Here is a 15,713-nt window from a genome sequence, read left to right on the forward strand (position 1 = left end):
TGCCAACTTCTTTTTCGCCTTCACCCTCTGGGTCTCTTTGCCGCTCACGAGATATTTCGACGGGAGTCGGCTTTAAGCTCAAGGGGCGGGCATGGTCGATGGGGAGGGGCTGCGCATGAGTGGGTCGGGTTCTGTTTCCGATTCCACCGAAGAGGGCCACCAAATCCGGGAACCCGGCTCCACTCCGGTCTGCGAAAGCGTTTGGGAACTGAGTGCCGCGGGACTGTGTTTGGTGGACGAGGACGGCACGGTGTTGCGCGTCAACCGGGCCTTTGCCGATTCATTGGGTTACGAGGTCGCGGCGATGGCCGGCATGCCGATCGGGCGCATCCATCCACCGGATACGGCGCTGGCGATGAAGGCAATGCATGAGGCCTTGGTGCGAAATGAACCCGCGACGGCCTGGCTGGGGCGGGAGATGCGTTTTAAGCATCAGCGCGGTCGACCGGTGATGGGCTACGTGCGTAATGCCCGGTTGGTGACACCGACGGGGCGGGTGCAGCGACTGATCACGTTTGTGGATATGATCGATATGGTGCGCTCGGATCCGCGGATGAGGCAGCAGTTGCGGGTGGAGAACTTTTCGGCGTTGGCGTCGGCGATCAGTAACGATCTGAACAATCTGCTCTCGATCATCATGGGTTATACCGCGCTGCTACAGGAGGGGCAGGCGGATGCGCGCCGACTGCGGGTGGTGAGTGAGGGGGTGGAGAGTGCGGTGCAACGGGCTTCGACCTTGGTGCGGCAGACGCTTTATCTTGCCCGTCGGCCCGAAGCGGTGCTGCGGCCGGTGCCCCTGAATCCTTTTGTGGAGAGGCGCCTTGAGCAGGCCCGTTCCTCCATCGGTGATCGAGTGGTGAACCTGCGCCTTTCGGGGGACCGCAGTCTGTTGACCGTGCCCTTGGATGAGGCCCAGATCGGGGATGCGTTTGATGAGCTGATTCAGCGGGTGCATGCGGTGGACCCGGATGGTCTGCGGCCCTTGCAAATTGAGACACGGGCGGAGACGGGAGAGGAATTGCGTCGTCGTTTCGGCCACGCGACCGACGCCGCCTACGCGGTGGTGGAACTCAGTCACCCCGGTCGGCCGCGCACCAGCAGTCGTGGTCCGTTTCTGGCCGCAGACCTCACGGACGTGCGGGCGGGGCATGATCTCGGCATCACGATGGTGGAGCGCATCATCGACTCGCATCGCGGGTTCATGGCGCAACAGGTGCTTTCCGGCGGAGGTCTCGCGTATACTTTGGTGTTTCCGTTGGTGGAGCGAGACAGCGGGCTCGCTGAAGTCCTCGATGCCGAGGCTTCGTCCCCAGCTGCGGGGTCACCTAATATGGTGGAACCGGCTCCGGTGGTTCCTGCCGGCGACCAACGTCGAATCCTGGTGGTGGATGATGAAAGTGGCCTGCTGACGACGATCGTCGAGACGCTGCGGCGCGAGGGCTACTTTGCAATCGGGGCGGCCGACGGGTTGGAGGCGCTGAAGCTGTTCCGGCAATACCAAGGCCAGTTCGACCTAGTGATCTGTGACCTGGTGCTGCCCAAGATGAACGGCTGGGAGGTGTTTACCGGGATGCGGGAAATCAGAGCCGATGTGGCGGTCGTGATCATGAGCGGTCACCTGGAACCGAAATTGAAGGACGCAGTGCAGCGCTCAGGTGCTTCGGCGTTCCTGCAAAAGCCGTTTTCGATGGGCGCGTTCCTGCGGTTCGTGCGCAAGCTGGTCGAGCCCGTGGTCTGAGCCGGAAAGGAGCAGAGGCGATCAGCGGCGCCGCTCGGAGGCAGCTTGTTGCGTGATGAGGCGGGCGAAGGCTTGGTTCCAAGTCGATTCCGGGGCGGTGGCGACCGTAGCGGCGGACGTCGTCGCCGCGGTGGGGCCGGGCCGGTCCAAGCTCGTCGCCCAGGTGCGGAGTTGGCGGGCACAGCTGCTGGCGAGGGATTTGGTGTAGAGCAACAACGACTCGGGCAATTTCCCTCCGGAGTCGCCGTGTTCGATGGCGTTGACCAGGCGGGTTACGATCTGCGCGTGATGGCGCGCGCCCAGCAGGCACTCCACCAAGTGGCTGTGACTGGGCGACACGATGCCTTCGGCCAGGAGGTGGGGAATGCTGGAGGCCGAGTGTTGCAGGCGCTGAGCGGTGCGAGTGGAGAAGGCGGAGGCAGAGGCAGAAGCCGTGACGAGGTCGGCACAGGCAATGTCCAGCGCCACCGCGGATCGCCAAACCGGCAGCTCCGAGAGGGTCTGATCGAGAAAGGGAGGTGAAAGGCTCATGGTGATGCGCGACTGATCGAGGCAGCGGGGCGAAGAGATCGAAACCCGTCGTAGATGAAACGTCATGAAGGCGTCGGATCTTTCAGCGATTATGCGAAAAGTTGTGATTCGGGTGGGTCAGGGGAAAACCGAGGAGCGGGTTTCCTGTTGACGTCCAACAGAAGCCTTTGTGTTGATTGCCAACATGAGCACCTTGCCCGATCGCCTCGAAGTCCTGCAGGGGACCTTGGATCTACTGGTATTAAAAACCTTGTCCTCGCTGGGACCGCTGCACGGCTACGGCATCGCGCGGCGCATCGAGCAGGTGTCGGGCGATCTGCTCGCCCTCAACCAGGGCACCCTCTACCCGGCGCTGCTGCGGCTCGAGCAACAGGGTTGGATCGCCTCGGATTGGGGCGTGAGTGAAAACAACCGCCGGGCACGTTTCTACCGTTTGACGGAGAAGGGCACGCAACGCCTCGAGGTCGAGGTGAGCCGCTGGCGACGCATCAGCGCGGCGGTGAATGCGATCGTCGCCGAGCCGGCGCAATGACGTCCGCGCCCAACTGAACCCAAGAGAGGATACGATCATGGCATTCGAATGGCTCAACCGATTGGCGGATTGGAAACGGCGCAAAGCGCTGCGCGCGCGCCTCGACGAGGAACTGAACTTTCACCTCGACCGGCTGACGGAGGACTTCGAGCGCCGCGGTTTTGCGCCCGAAGAAGCGCGGCGGCGGGCCCGGCGGGAGTTGGGCAATACGACGCTCGTGCAAGAGGCCCATCGCGAACGCGCGGGGTTGCCGTGGATCGAAGAATGGGCGCGTGACGCGGTGTTGGCGGTGCGCAACCTGCGCCGTCGGCCCGGCTACGCGGCGTCGATGGTTGGCATGCTCGGCGTGGGCCTCGCCGCGACGCTCACGGTGTTTGTGCTCACGGATGCGATGCTGCGGCAGAGCCTGCCGGTGCCGCGTCCGGCGGAGTTGCATTTGGTGACGACGCCCGACGGCCAGCCGGCCTGGTTTTCGCGGGCCACGATCGAACGCCTGCAATCGGAATGGAGCGAGGGGACGGTGGTCGCCTACGCTGGCGATACCACGGTCACGGTGCAGCGTGGTGATGCGCCGGCGCGCAGTGCGCGGGGCCAGCTGGTGATGGGGTCGGCGCTCTCCGGTTTGGAGCTGCAGGCGGCGGCGGGTCGCCTGCTCACGCCGATGGACGATCGCATCGGCGCGGGGGCGCCGGTGGCGGTGGCCAACCACGCCTGGGCGGTGAACGAGTTTGGTAGCGCGGCGGGCGCGGTGGGGCAGGAGATTTCCGTCAATCGCCAGACCGTGCAAATCGTCGGGGTGTTGCCGGCGGCGTTCCGCGGTTTTGACGGCGTGAGCCGCACCGACCTGTTTATGCCGACGGCCTTGCAGCCGCTGCTGGGCATCGATGGCAACGCCAACGAATTTTCGTCCGACGATCGCCCCAACGATCCCGACCGCAATCGCGAGAACCGGGTGCGCTGGTTGGAAGTGTTGCTGCGAGTGCCGGCTGGCGTGCCGGCGGAGCGCGTGACCCCGGCGGTGGAGGCGGCCGCCGCGCCGGATATTCAGGATCTGATCTCCCAGATGAGCAGTCCGGCCGAACGCGAAACGCTCGAGCGCAGCACCTGGCGGGCGGTGGCCGCACCGGCTGGCTTTTCCTACTATCGTAGTGCCTTCACGAATACGGGGCGCATGCTCACGGCGCTGGTGGTGAGCCTGTTGGTGCTTACCTGTGCCAATCTCTCCGGCCTCATGTTGGTGCGCACGCTGGCACGGCACCGCGAGATGGGCGTGCGGCTCTCGCTGGGCGCCGGACGTTGGCGGACCTGCCGGCTGACGGTGGTGGAGGCCCTGGTCTGCGGTCTCGGGGGCGCGCTCCTGGCGCTGCTGCTGGTGCAATGGACCCTGCCGGGCGCGGCGCGCCTGCTGGCTCCGGGCACGGATCTGGCGCTCAGCCTGTGGGGCTCGGCTCCGATCGGGGTGCTGGTGGGCGTGGCCACGGCGTGCGGGGTGGCTTGTGCGCTGGTGCCGGCGTGGTGGTTGTCGCGGTTGCAGCCGCTGGTCGCGCTGCAGGGCGCGATGGGCACGGGGCGTCTGCCGCAGCGTTTGGGCCGGGTCTTGGTGGCGGTGCAACTGGCGGTGGCGGTCTTGCTGGTGGCGGTCGCCTTCAGCCTCGGACGCGAGATCGCCGACGTGCTGGCGCAGGATCCGGGCTACGACCGCGAGGTCACGCTCACCGCGCGATTTGATCCGCGCACGGCAGGTTATGAGTATGAGGATCTGGAGCCGTTGTATGCGCGGCTGAAACAGGCGGCGGAAGCCGTGCCCGGGGTGGAACGTATTGGGTTTTCGGCTACGGGCATCCTGTCGCACAGCCGCTCGGCCAGCACGATTTATCCGCGCGGCGAAGGCCTCGAAGCGTTGGCGGGAAATTATCAGAACGAAGTGATCGACGTGGACTTTGCTTCGGCGGTCGGGCTGCGCTTGGAGCGCGGGCGGTGGTTTGCCGAGACGGACTCGGCGGAGGCGCCGCCAGTCGCGTTGGTAAGCCAGTCCTTTGCCCGCAAGATGTGGGGCACGACGGAGGTGCTCGGGAAGCGCATGGGTTTTGGTTACGAGCCTGAAGACAGTGACCTCGAAGTGGTGGGCGTGGTTTCGGATGCTCGCATCAATCGGGTGAAGGAGGACGGGGTGGAGATCTTTTACGTGGCGCGAAGCCAGTTTCCGGCGGGCATGGGTTATGTGGCGGTGCGCACGCAACGTGATCCGGCGGCAGTGCGGGCGCGGCTGAAGGATGCCTTTGGCAGTGTGGAACCAGGTTTGGTTTTCGGCTCATGGCAGACACTGGGCGAGCGCATGGAAAGTGATCTGCGCAGTGACATCGCCTCGTCGCGACTGGCGGGCATCGTGGCCGGGTTGGCGCTGATACTGGCCATGTGCGGGGTGGGCGGTTCGTTGGCGCATCTGGTGACGCTGCGGCAAAAGGAGTTGGCCCTGCGCATGGCGTTGGGCGCGACGCCGCAGACCCTGTTGCGCGACGTGTTGTTTGACGGCCTGCGACTTGGCGTGCTCGGCGCGCTGGGCGGCGCGGCGCTGATCGGTGCGTTGGCGTGGGGGCTGTCGCTGATCACGTGGTGGAATGCGACGCCGAGCTTCAGCGTCGCCGTCGGCGCGGCGGTATGTGGCCTGCTGGCGGCGTTGCTGGGCGGCTGGCTCCCGGCGCGGCGCGCCTCGCGGGTCGACCCACAGCGCATGCTGAAAGCGGACTGAGTTTTGGGGCGGTAAACAAAACGGCGGCACCCGCTGATGGGCGCCGCCGTGAAAAGGGACAGACTGAGGCCGGACCGGTGATCAGTCGAGGTTGAGGAGGTAGGGGTTGACCTCGATGGAGCCGGTGGTGGTCGAGTTGCTGCGCAGCTCGTTGTTGGCGGAGAAGACCGTGAGCTTGGTCTTCAGGTCGTAGTTGAGGGCGCCGGTGCGCAGGGCGGCTTTGAGACGGGCGGCGTCGGCGGCGTTTTCGATCACAAAGGTCACGTCCTGCGTGTTGCTCTTCATCGCCTGGGTGGCGAGGGGCTTTTCACTGTGGTGGGTGCCAAGCGGGATGCCGTTGAGGCGCAGGGTGAGGTCCATCTCGCGGATGCCGATGGGACGGATGGTCTCGTTGTGCACGCGGGCGGTGACGGTGACGGAGGCCTGGCCGTTGGAGTCGTCGAAGGCCCGCACGCCGTCGATGTGAACGACGAGACCGGCGAGGTCTTTGGGACCCATGCAGCCGGCCAAAAGGACGGTGCCGGCGAGGGCGAGGAAGGTGAGGCAGGAGCGCAACGTGGAGGTCATGGTTTGGTGTTAAGAGGGTCCACTATGAACACGAATTGCTCAGAGGTAAAGCGGCGCGCTGGGTCCGAGGGGGAGCCCCGTGAGCATCCAAATGATCAGCAAAATGGTCCATGCGACCATGAAGGCGACGGAGTAGGGCAACATGGTTGCGATGATCGTGCCCATGCCCATCTGCGAATCGTATTTGCGCGCAAAGGTGATGATGAGGGGGAAGTAGGCCATGAGCGGAGTGATCACGTTGGTCACGGAATCACCGACACGGTAGGCGGCCTGCACGAGCTCGGGGGAGAAACCGAGCAACATAAACATGGGCACGAAGATCGGCGCGATGAGAGCCCACTTGGCCGAGGCGCTGCCGACCAACATGTTGATGATGGCGGCGAGGATGACCAAACCGATCATCATCGGGATGGGCCACTGATCGAGGCCGAGCGCTTGGAGGGCGCCGGCGCCTTTGACGGCGAAGATGAGGCCGAGGTTGGTCCAGTTGAAGTAGGCGATGAACTGGGCGGCGAAGAAGGCCAACACGAGGTAGGCGCCGAGGGTGCCCATGGCGTCGTTCATGGCGCCGACTACGTCCTTGTCGGATTTGATGGTTTTGGCGCCGAAGCCATAGGCCAGACCGCTGCCGAACCCGATGGCGAAGAGGAAGGGCACGAGGTAGCTGAAGGGCAGCGAGCGCATCATCAGCTCGGGGTAGGCCGGGTTGCGTAGGAAACCCTCCGCCGGCAGGACGCCGAGGAGGAAGAAGGCAACCGTCAGCACGGCGAACACGGCGGTGAAGAGCAGGCCGCGTTTCTCGGCGGCGGAAAGCGGGATGAGTTCCTCCGGTTTGACGTTGCCGGTGTAGGGACCGAGGCGCGGCTCGACGACCTTGTGGGTGACCCAGGTGCCGGCGCCGACGACGATGAAGGTGGAGATGAAGAGGAAGTAGTAGTTGGCGAGGCCGGTGACGCTGTATTCGGGATTGAGCAGGCGGGCGGCTTCGGTGGACAGGCCGGCGAGGATAACGTCGATGGCGCTGATGAGCAGGTTGGCGGAGAAACCGCCCGACACGCCGGCGAACCCGGCGGCCAGGCCGGCGAGCGGATGGCGACCGACGGCGTGGAAGATGGTGGCGGCGAGTGGGATGAGCAGCACGTAACCGACGTCGGCGCCGAGGTTGGACATGACGCCGGCGAAAACGACGATGGGCGTCACCCAGGTGCGCGGCGTGGTGAGCACGAGGGCACGCACGGCGGCACCGATGAGCCCGGCTTTTTCGGCGACCGCGATGCCGAGCAGGCAGACGATGACGACGCCGAGCGGGTGGAAGTTGACGAAGACGTGGACCGTTTCCTTCACGATCTTCTGGAAGCCCGCGAGGTTGAGCAGGCTCACGGCGGAAATCGTTTCGCCGGTGGCCGGATGGGCGACCGAGAGGTCGACGGCTTGGGCAATCGCCGACGCGATCAACGTGAAGAGCGCGAGGAGGGCGAAGAGGGTGGCGGGTTCGGGGAGGGCGTTGCCCACGCGTTCGACGGTGCCGAGGACGCGGGAGAGCAAGCGGGGCGGCTTGGATTCAGGCATGGGCCGACGAAAAGCGACTTTCATGCCGGGGCGAGCCTAAGTGGGCGGGAACGAACGGATCGTTGCAGAGGCTTGGCGGTGGTGGAGCGGTGCGGCGGTGGCGCCGAGGCTGGAAGCCTCGGCCACGGGGAGCACGGCGGCGAGGTAGAGCGACTGTCACGTAATACGTGACAAGTGCTCAAGTGCGCGGGGAGTTGGTGGTTTGGCGCGAAGCGTGCGGTGCCGAGACTGGAAGCCTCGGCCACGGGGGCTGCCCGGGCTCAGGCGAGGAGGGTGCGCCAGTGGCGGCCGGCGGTTTTGCCTTCGTTGACCTTCACCTCGGCCTGACCTTCGCCACCGACCCATTCGCGGAGGTCCTCGTTGTAGGCGCTGGGCCAGACGGTGTTTTGCGGTTTGATGAAAGCAAAGCGCAGCGGGCCGGTGCTGAAACCGAGATCGAGAATGGCGCCGCCGCCGAAGTAATACCACGGCATGCGAAAGCCGCGCAGTTCGGTGCGGGCGAGGTCGAAGAGCGTGGCCGGTAGGGGGGGCGGGGAGCCGGGTTCCGGGGCGTGGCCACAGGCGGTGAAGAGCTCGGTCAGGCGGGCGTTGGAAAAGGTGCCGGACTCCAGGACGCGGAAGCACAGGCGGTCGGTGGTGGCGTCGTAGGACAGGAGGCCGGGCAGGCTGTGGATCGGGCCGTCAAGCAGCCACGCTTTGCTGTGGTAGGAATCGGACATGCAGGAAAGAGGCGGAGAGCTATTGGACGACGAGTTCGCGGCCGCCGTAGAGGTTGAAGGGGGCCCAGAACTGCGGGTGGCGGTAGCCTTGGAGTTTGCCGGCGATCATGTCGCGTTTGACCTGGGCGATGGCGAGGTCGGAGGGCACCCCCTCGTTGAGGTGCAGCTCGTAGTAGCTGCGCATGAAGTAGACGGTGCTGTAGTCCGAGACGGGCCAGAGCGAGGCGAGCACGTTGTCGGCGCCGGCCTGGAGCAGGGAGCCGGTGAGGCCGACGACGCCTTCGCCGGCGATGATCGCGCCGAGGCCGGTTTCGCAGGCGGAGAAGGTGACCAACTCGGCGCGCAGCGGGAGCTCCACAAACTCGGTGACCTGCAGGCGACCGTCGCGCTCGGCGGGCATGTCGGGGGTGATTTCACCTTCCCAGGATAGCAGGATGCAGGAGAGGTCGGGCATGGTGGGCACGGCCGAGCCATGCACGGCGAAGTGGAGGACGCGGGAGGACTGGAGCTCGCCGCGGGCAGCCATGCCGCGTATGTAAGCTTCGGATACGTTGCGGCCGGTAACGATGCGGGAGTTGGGCAGCAGTTCGCTGAGCAGCTCCACTTCGGCCTTGGTGCCGGCAAGGTTGGTGGCGGGGCCGCGGGCCCAACCGGCGTAGGGGCTGCGGGCGCCTTCGATCTGGGCGGCGCGCACGGCGGTGACGGCTTCGAGCTCGGCTTTGATCTGCGGGGCGGAAGCCATCACCTGATTGTAGGAGGCGGGGTTGTAGACAGCGCCGCCGAAGCCGAGGAAGCTGTGAGCGTAGTCGACGTCGGCGCGCTGGGCGAGTTCGAGGGTGGTGAGCAGCGAGGGGGTGAGAGAAACGGCGTAGTCCTCGACCAGCAGTTTTCCCTGAATGCTGGCCAGCGCATCGAAGGGCACGTAGGCGAGCAGACCGCTGGGCGACACGAGGAGGCGTTGGCGTCCACCGAGAGCGGAAGTCAGCGGTTCGATGAGAGTGAAGTGGAGAATCTTGGCAGTCGTCAGGTAGTGAGGGAAGAGCGACGGGATTTCGGCGGGCTCGCAGTAGATGGTCTCACGGAAATAGGCGACGAGGCCGGCGAGGGTGATCTCGTCGCTGAGGTCGTAGCGGGTGGCGTCGACGTCGCGCTGCTGCGCGGCGAGCACATTGGGTTTGGGGAGAAGGCTGAGCAGCTCAGGCAACTCGGCGAGAGGCAGGCGGATGACCGAGAGGTTTTCGTGGGTGAGGACGAAGGCGACGGGATCGGTGCGGGACCAATCGGCGTTGGCGTAGGAGACGACGGCGATGTCGGCGGGCAGGCGGGACTGGAGGTCTCGCAGGGCGGCGACGCGGTGTTCGGCGGTTTCGATGCCAACCTGCTGGCCGGAGATGGCGTCGCGCAGGTTGCGGGCTTTGAGCGCTTCGCTGGTGGCGAGGGCTTCCCAAGTTTGGTTGTTGCGCAGGTAGGTTTCGAGCAGCCAGCGGTAGTGGTCGGACTGGAGGGCGAGCAGGCGCTGGCGGTCCTCCGGGGTGGCGGTGAGGCGCATTGTCTCCACCAATTGGATACCCATCTCGAGGTGGGAGACGGCTTGGGTGAAGTCGTCCTCCTTCATCGAAATTTCGCCAGCGAGGGCGAGGGTTTCGATATAGAGATCGGGGATCTGTCCGTCCTGGGTGCGGAGCATGGCGCCCATGATGGCGATGCGGGCGCTGAAGAGGTCGTTGCGGGCGAGGGCGAGGCGGCAGAGTCCGAAGAAGGCGAGGACCTGCTCGCGGGGCGCCTCGATCTTGCGCGCGAGTTCGAGGGCGGCGTCGAACTTTTCCTTGGCGTCGGCGGTCTCGCCGAGGCGGCGTTCGGCCTCGGCGTAGAGCAGCATGCTTTGCGCGACGGGCACGTCTCCTTTGCTGACCCAGTCGGCGGCGTCGCGGCGGCGGCTGGAGCGGACGCGACGGAGGTCGGCGGAGAAGGCGTCGCGGGCGAGCTTGCGGGCGTCGTCGAGGTCGTTGAGGCCGAGGCGGCAGGCGGCGCGTTCGCGGTGGAAGGCGGCGATCTCGGCGTAGTCGGTGACGAGTTCCGCCAAAATGGGTTCGGCTTGGTCGTAGCGTTGCAGGGCTCCGGCGAGATCGCCCCAGGCGCGACGGAGGCGGGCGTCGCGCAGATACATCTGCAGGTCCCAAGCGCGCTGGTCGGAGTTGGGGCGGGGGCCGAGGGCGCGAAGGGCGCGCAGGGTCTCGGACGCTTTTACCAAATCGGCGGCGCGCAGGTAGGTCGCGTGAAACACCCCGAGTTCACCCTGGCGGTCGCGGTCCTCGGGGGTGTTGGCTTGGGCGCGGGAGACGGCCTCGAGCGCTTCGGTATGGCGCCCGAGTTGCGACAGCACGGTGGCCTGGCGCAGGCTGGTGGAGTAGCGATCGCGATCGGTCTCGGCCAACTCGAGGGCGCGGGCGTAGTGCTCGGCGGCGCGGGCGAACTGGTTCTGCGACTCGAAGCGATAGCCCTCGGAGAAGGCCTCGGAATGGGGGCGAATCTGGATCTGGGCGGCGGCCGGTGTAAGTAAGCCGGCCACCAAGCAGGCGCCAATGGTGAGGGTGCGGACCAGCGCGAAGCGGGGGCGGGAAAATCGCATGGGGCGGCCCGGCTTACTTCGGCATTTGCGAGTAGGCGTAGCGGGCCCACTCCATGAATTGGGAGTCGTTCTTTTTGGCCGGGTCGACCTGCATCCACATGTTGGCGATGCCCACGGTGAGCTTCCAGTCCTTCAGTTGGTATGCGAGGGAGAAGGCGTTGGGCAGGATCTCGAGTTGTTGATCCTTGGTGCGGCAAATATCGAGGGCCTTGAGGTTAAGATCGAGCGCGGCGCGCTGTTGGCCCGCCTTGGTTTTTTGGTAGGCAATGATGGTGTGGGCATCGATGCGCAGACCGGTGTGCGGGCGGTTCTTGGGACGGATGAGATCGATCTCATCGATGGCGGCGAGGGTCTCGGTGAGGTTGCCGGCTTTGCGGGCGCGTTGCATGCGTTGCCACTGGTAGAGGTAGCGCAAGTCGCTGGAGGAGGGGTATACCTGGATGCCTTCGTCGAGGAGACGGTTGGCGTCGTCGAGGCGGTCGAGATTCAGGAGGGCGGTGACGGTGCCGTAGTAAACCGACATCGTGGTGAAGCCGTCTTCGATGGCCTCAAGGCCCAGCTCCGCGGCGGTCGCTTCTTCGTCGGCCTTGTTGTGGTTGCGAATGCGTTCGGCGATATTGCTGGCAACGGAGTTGACCAAGGTGCTGCGGCGGCCGAGTTGGTCGATCAAGTCGCCTTGTTCGGCGAGAGCCTGGCGGGCGAAGGTCTCGCGCTCGTCATCCTCGAAGTCGTAGAGCTGGCGGAGTGTGTCGATGGCGGGGCGCAGCGTGCGCTCGGTTTCGATGGCGGCGGCGAGCGCCTCGGAGTCGATGACCGGGTCGCGGCCCATGATGGTGGCAAGGTGTTCGCCGGTGGCGACATTCCAGCGGTGGAGGTCCTCCGCGCCGAGGGCGGCGGTGACCAGAACGTCGCCGGCGAGGCCGACGGCGACTCCGGCGGGGCCGGTGGGCACGACGAAGCGTTGTTGTAGTTCGAGCGTATCGTAATTCCAGATACGAATCACACCGTTGCGGGCGGCGGCGAGGACGCGCGGCTCGTCACCGGGCAGGAAGGTAACGAAGGTGTAGGGCTGGTTATCGATGGTGAGCTGACGGCGGTTTTCCTCGTCGCTGCCGCGCTCGTAGACGACCACCTCGCCGGTATCGAGGCAGAAGGCGAAGTGGCTGGCGTCGTCGTCGAAGGCGATGTCGGTGACGGGGCCGCGGAAGGCTTGGAAGTAGAACTTGGAAGTGAGTTTGGTGTCATCGCTCATGTCGGGCGGAAGGCCGATCATGACGACGCCATGGTAGGGCTTTTCGCCGTTGCCGAGGTTGTCGGTGCCGGAGAAGCCGTAAGCGGCGTGGAGGCCGTCGCGGGACATGGCGGCCGACGTGATGTTACTGGCGCCGCGCCCGGTGATCTTGGTGTCGAGGTTACCGCGGGTGAAGCCCGGGATGTGGGCCCAGCCCTGGACAAAGCGGTCGACGGTGGCGGCGGTATCGATGGCGCCGGTCAGGTTGGCGCTGGCGGTGTTGTCGCGCAGGTAGGGCTCACCTTCGTCGGCCACGTCCCAACGGAAGAGGCCCTTGGTGGTGAAGGCCATCAGCCGGCCTTCGAAGTCGAAGGCCATGCCGCGCACTTCACCCTCGAGGGTCTGTGTGCCGATGATCGCGTCGTCGGCAGCGGAGCGTATGACGACGGTTTGCAGGTCACTGCAATAGGCATAACGTTCGCCATCGTAACTCACGGCGAGATCGTTGCTGGCAAGGTCGAGTGAGTTGGCCGTGGCGTCGCCGAACCAGCGGGCGAAGCATGCCTGCCAGTCGATCAGGCGGAAGGCGGCGTCGGAGTCACGTTCGCGGCGGACGAGTTCCTGGTGGAGCACGAAGAGTAGACGCCCGCGGTTGTTTGGATCCAAGTCAGGCGAGAGCCCACTGAGTTCACCCTCGATTTGGACGTTGGACATGTTCGCGAGCGAATCACCGAACTCCTGCAGCAGTTCCAGGAGCTTGTCGCGCAGGGCGGCGATTTCGGAGGGGGAGCGACCGTCTTTGCGCAACGGAATGAAGTAGTGCTCGGCGATCAGGCCAAGGCCCTCGTCGATGCTGGCGGATTCGGCGATGAACCGCTCGTCGCGTTCGAGCGGAGTGAGGCCGCGACCGCTGACCCAGTTTTTATCGGTTAGATTGAGGCCTTGGAAAAAGAAGATGTTGGGGCCGCCGGCGGCGACGATGCGGGCGGTGATCGCTTCATGGAGATCGCGGAGGGTGGGTTTAAAGTCCTCTGCCTGCTCCATGAGGGTGACCGTCTTAGCCCCGGCCATCATGCGTGCCATGGGGTTGGCGCGGTTGGCTTGCTCCTGGTATTTGGCGCCTTCGGTGAGAGGAGCGATGGCGGCTTCGAAGAGGGCGATGAGGTTCTTATGATACTCTTGGATATCCGCGCCGAACTCCTCGACCTGATCGGCTTCGTCGTCGCGGTCATCGAGGAAGGCCTCGATGCGGTCCATCGCGTCGTTGAGCTGCGGGATGGACATCTCAATGATCATCGTCGGCAGGTCGGAGTTGGCCGCGCGGAAGGCGGCGATGTCGGCCTGCAGGTCGCGCCAATAGACGACTTCGGTGGCGGTGGCGGGTTCAACGTCCGCAGCGGCGAGGCGGGGGAGGGAGAGGGGCAACAGGAACAGCGCGGCGAGCGCGAGCAGGGGTAGGCGCAGGGGCAAGGGTAGGCGTGGGCGCGAGAAAGCGGTCGAGCGGATCATGCCGCCGAGAATAGCGGCGGGCGGGTTTTATGAGGATACGCCAACTTGCGTAGATGGCGGAGCGTGGCAGGGCGGGTGCGCGGTGGGGCGGGGCGCGGTTAGGTGCGTCGGTGGGGTGCCGAGGCTGGTAGCCTCGGCCACGGGGGCGGCGGCGGGGAAGGCGGACGAACAACTGTCACGTATTACGTGACAGTTGTGACGAGGAGGCGTCTGCGGAAGTGTCACGTATTACGTGACAGGTGTTCGGGGGCGGCGGGGTGTTGGGCGGAGGGGCAGGCGAGGCCACGTTGTCACTGCGCTCCAACGCAGCTACGAGGGGGCGGTGGAGTGGGTAGCTGCGCTTGAGCTGTAGGCGAAAGCGTGGCCGCAGGCGGAGGGGCAGGGGCGGCTCGACACGAGGTCGAGCCCTACAGGATCAGATCCTCAGTGGTGGGGGATTTCGATCATGAGGGGGATGACGGTGCCGGCGGTCTTATCCGTTAGACTAAAGGCGATGCGGTCGGGGGCCTTTTCGATGAACTCGTCGGCGACGATGCGGCGGCCGAGGGCTTGGTGAATTTTGAGCGAGAGCGTGCCGTTGTTGGCATTCATCGCGGTGACCAGCGCGTCGAGATCGAGTCGTTCCTCGGAGTAGAGCAGCAGCAGGTAGTCGGTGCCGGGTGTCGTGTCCATGCGCACGACTTTGCGCTCGGAGGGGAAGGCGATGGTGGAGTCGGGGCCGATGAGCGGCGACATGTTGTCGGCGAAGGGCAGGATCTGGGTGATCTCGCCGGTGAGGTCGGTGGCGAAGGCGTAGAGGTAGGCCTGGGTGGAGGTCTTGACGTAAAACCGGAAGCGCGTGCCGGAGGCGTAGGAGCGTTCGAGGCGGTAGCCGAGGTAGCGGGTCTGCGTTTCGCCTTCGGCCAGCGGCGGGGCGAGGCGGGCGCGCATGGGCGTGCCGTCGCGTTCCTCAAAACGCATTTCGCCGGCGAGCAGCGGCGGCAGGGTGCCGACGGGGTTGTCGGGCGTGACGTTGTAGGGCTGACGCTCGGGGCGTTTGCCGTAGGCCTGCATGGCCATGAAGACGTTGCGGTTGAAGTCGGCGTAGGGGATCCAAACAAAACCTTGGTCGCCCCACTTGGTGCCCCAACTGTTCATGACGCGCATGGCGCCGCCAAATTTGGTGTCGTCGTAACCCACCACGACCATGGCGTGGCGGCCGTGTTGGCCGGTGGCGCCGGCATCGGTGTCGAGTTCGTTCCAGGTGACCCCGGCGCGATAGAAACTCTGCTGCACGATGAAGCCGATGAGCACGGGGCTGCCTTCGGAGAGCGACTTCTTGATGGCGAGGAGTTTGAAGGGATCGTCCTGCGGCAGATCGGAGGCGAAGAGGATCTGGTAGTCGACGATGGGAAACTCGGTCGCCTTGCGCACGGCGTCGGTGTTGATGGTGGCGCCGCAGCTGTAGGGAACATATGAATACGGCGGCACGCCGCTGGTGCGCAGCAGCTCCAGCGCGTTGACGATGCTGGTGCCGGACTTGCAGTCGGGCGCGGCGTCGGGCGACTTGATTTTCTCGTAAACAAAACTGGGGGAGAAGACGAGGCGGTCGAGCTGGGGGCGGTTGGTGATGCCGCGCTCGATGCCGTGCAACATGGTGCGGGCGTGGTAGGCGACGGCCCAGGCGGTGCAGGTGGAGTAGGGGCCCTGGTTGCCGGGCGTGGGCGTGAACTGTTCGAGGGACGCGGCGCGCGGCAGGTTGGCGTAGGTGTCGGCGGTGACCGGGGCCTTGTAGGGCACGGCGCGGTAGGCGGCCTCGTCGAATTCCAGGCCGGTGCCGGGCAGCGTGTCGAGGGGCGGACCGTAGGCGTCGTCGTCGATGGGCGCGGGCTGCGCGAAGAGGCGCAGCGTGACGCTGATGGCGAGGAGCGAGAGCAGAAAGGAGCGACGGAACAACATA

The 15,713-nt window shown here is 65.5% G+C and carries 10 protein-coding genes; 3 read left to right on the plus strand and 7 right to left on the minus strand.

Going from position 1 to position 15,713, the window contains the following annotated elements; all coding sequences use genetic code 11:
• The first annotated feature begins 115 nt into the window (after nucleotides 1-115).
• Entirely contained in the window at nucleotides 116-1,738 is a 1,623-nt protein-coding gene (locus K1X11_RS20100) for an ATP-binding response regulator (protein ID WP_225919287.1), read from the plus strand.
• Nucleotides 1,739-1,759: 21 nt separating this feature from the next.
• Here K1X11_RS20100 and K1X11_RS20105 read toward each other — a convergent pair whose 3' ends face one another.
• Nucleotides 1,760-2,269: a hypothetical protein gene (locus tag K1X11_RS20105; RefSeq protein WP_221029465.1), complete on the minus strand. Its 510-nt coding sequence runs from the start codon at nucleotides 2,267-2,269 to the stop codon at nucleotides 1,760-1,762.
• 184 nt (nucleotides 2,270-2,453) lie between these two features.
• On the opposite strand from K1X11_RS20105, the gene K1X11_RS20110 reads away from it, so the two are divergent.
• Together K1X11_RS20110 and K1X11_RS20115 are read left to right on the plus strand one after the other, a co-directional pair.
• Nucleotides 2,454-2,801 carry a PadR family transcriptional regulator gene (locus K1X11_RS20110; RefSeq protein WP_221029464.1) on the plus strand — a complete coding sequence of 116 codons (348 nt, stop codon included), beginning with the start codon at nucleotides 2,454-2,456 and terminating at the stop codon, nucleotides 2,799-2,801.
• Nucleotides 2,802-2,838: 37 nt separating this feature from the next.
• Nucleotides 2,839-5,550, plus strand: a complete 2,712-nt coding sequence (locus K1X11_RS20115; RefSeq protein WP_221029463.1) for an ABC transporter permease — start codon at nucleotides 2,839-2,841, stop codon at nucleotides 5,548-5,550.
• 81 nt (nucleotides 5,551-5,631) lie between these two features.
• On the opposite strand, the gene K1X11_RS20120 is transcribed toward K1X11_RS20115, so the two are convergent.
• The 6 genes from K1X11_RS20120 to K1X11_RS20145 all read right to left on the minus strand — a co-directional run bounded on the left by K1X11_RS20120 (nucleotide 5,632) and on the right by K1X11_RS20145 (nucleotide 15,712).
• Nucleotides 5,632-6,117 (minus strand): LEA type 2 family protein, encoded by a 486-nt coding sequence (locus tag K1X11_RS20120; RefSeq protein ID WP_221029462.1) that lies wholly within the window; start codon nucleotides 6,115-6,117, stop codon nucleotides 5,632-5,634.
• Between the two features lie 39 nt (nucleotides 6,118-6,156).
• Nucleotides 6,157-7,686, minus strand: a complete 1,530-nt coding sequence (locus tag K1X11_RS20125) for an AbgT family transporter (RefSeq protein ID WP_221029461.1) — start codon at nucleotides 7,684-7,686, stop codon at nucleotides 6,157-6,159.
• A 260-nt stretch (nucleotides 7,687-7,946) separates the two neighbouring features.
• Nucleotides 7,947-8,405 carry a hypothetical protein gene (locus K1X11_RS20130; RefSeq protein WP_221029460.1) on the minus strand — a complete coding sequence of 153 codons (459 nt, stop codon included), beginning with the start codon at nucleotides 8,403-8,405 and terminating at the stop codon, nucleotides 7,947-7,949.
• Nucleotides 8,406-8,424: 19 nt separating this feature from the next.
• The gene (locus K1X11_RS20135) at nucleotides 8,425-11,034 is read right to left on the minus strand and encodes a CHAT domain-containing protein (RefSeq protein ID WP_221029459.1); all 2,610 of its coding nucleotides are present in this window, start codon (nucleotides 11,032-11,034) and stop codon (nucleotides 8,425-8,427) included.
• A gap of 13 nt (nucleotides 11,035-11,047) precedes the next feature.
• Nucleotides 11,048-13,735 carry a WD40 repeat domain-containing protein gene (locus tag K1X11_RS20140; RefSeq protein ID WP_221029458.1) on the minus strand — a complete coding sequence of 896 codons (2,688 nt, stop codon included), beginning with the start codon at nucleotides 13,733-13,735 and terminating at the stop codon, nucleotides 11,048-11,050.
• A 462-nt stretch (nucleotides 13,736-14,197) separates the two neighbouring features.
• Nucleotides 14,198-15,712, minus strand: a complete 1,515-nt coding sequence (locus K1X11_RS20145) for a C1 family peptidase (RefSeq protein ID WP_221029457.1) — start codon at nucleotides 15,710-15,712, stop codon at nucleotides 14,198-14,200.
• Nucleotide 15,713 lies beyond the last annotated feature (1 nt).

Origin of the sequence: Actomonas aquatica, assembly GCF_019679435.2 — a bacterium.
In the GTDB taxonomy this organism is placed as follows: domain Bacteria; phylum Verrucomicrobiota; class Verrucomicrobiia; order Opitutales; family Opitutaceae; genus Actomonas; species Actomonas aquatica.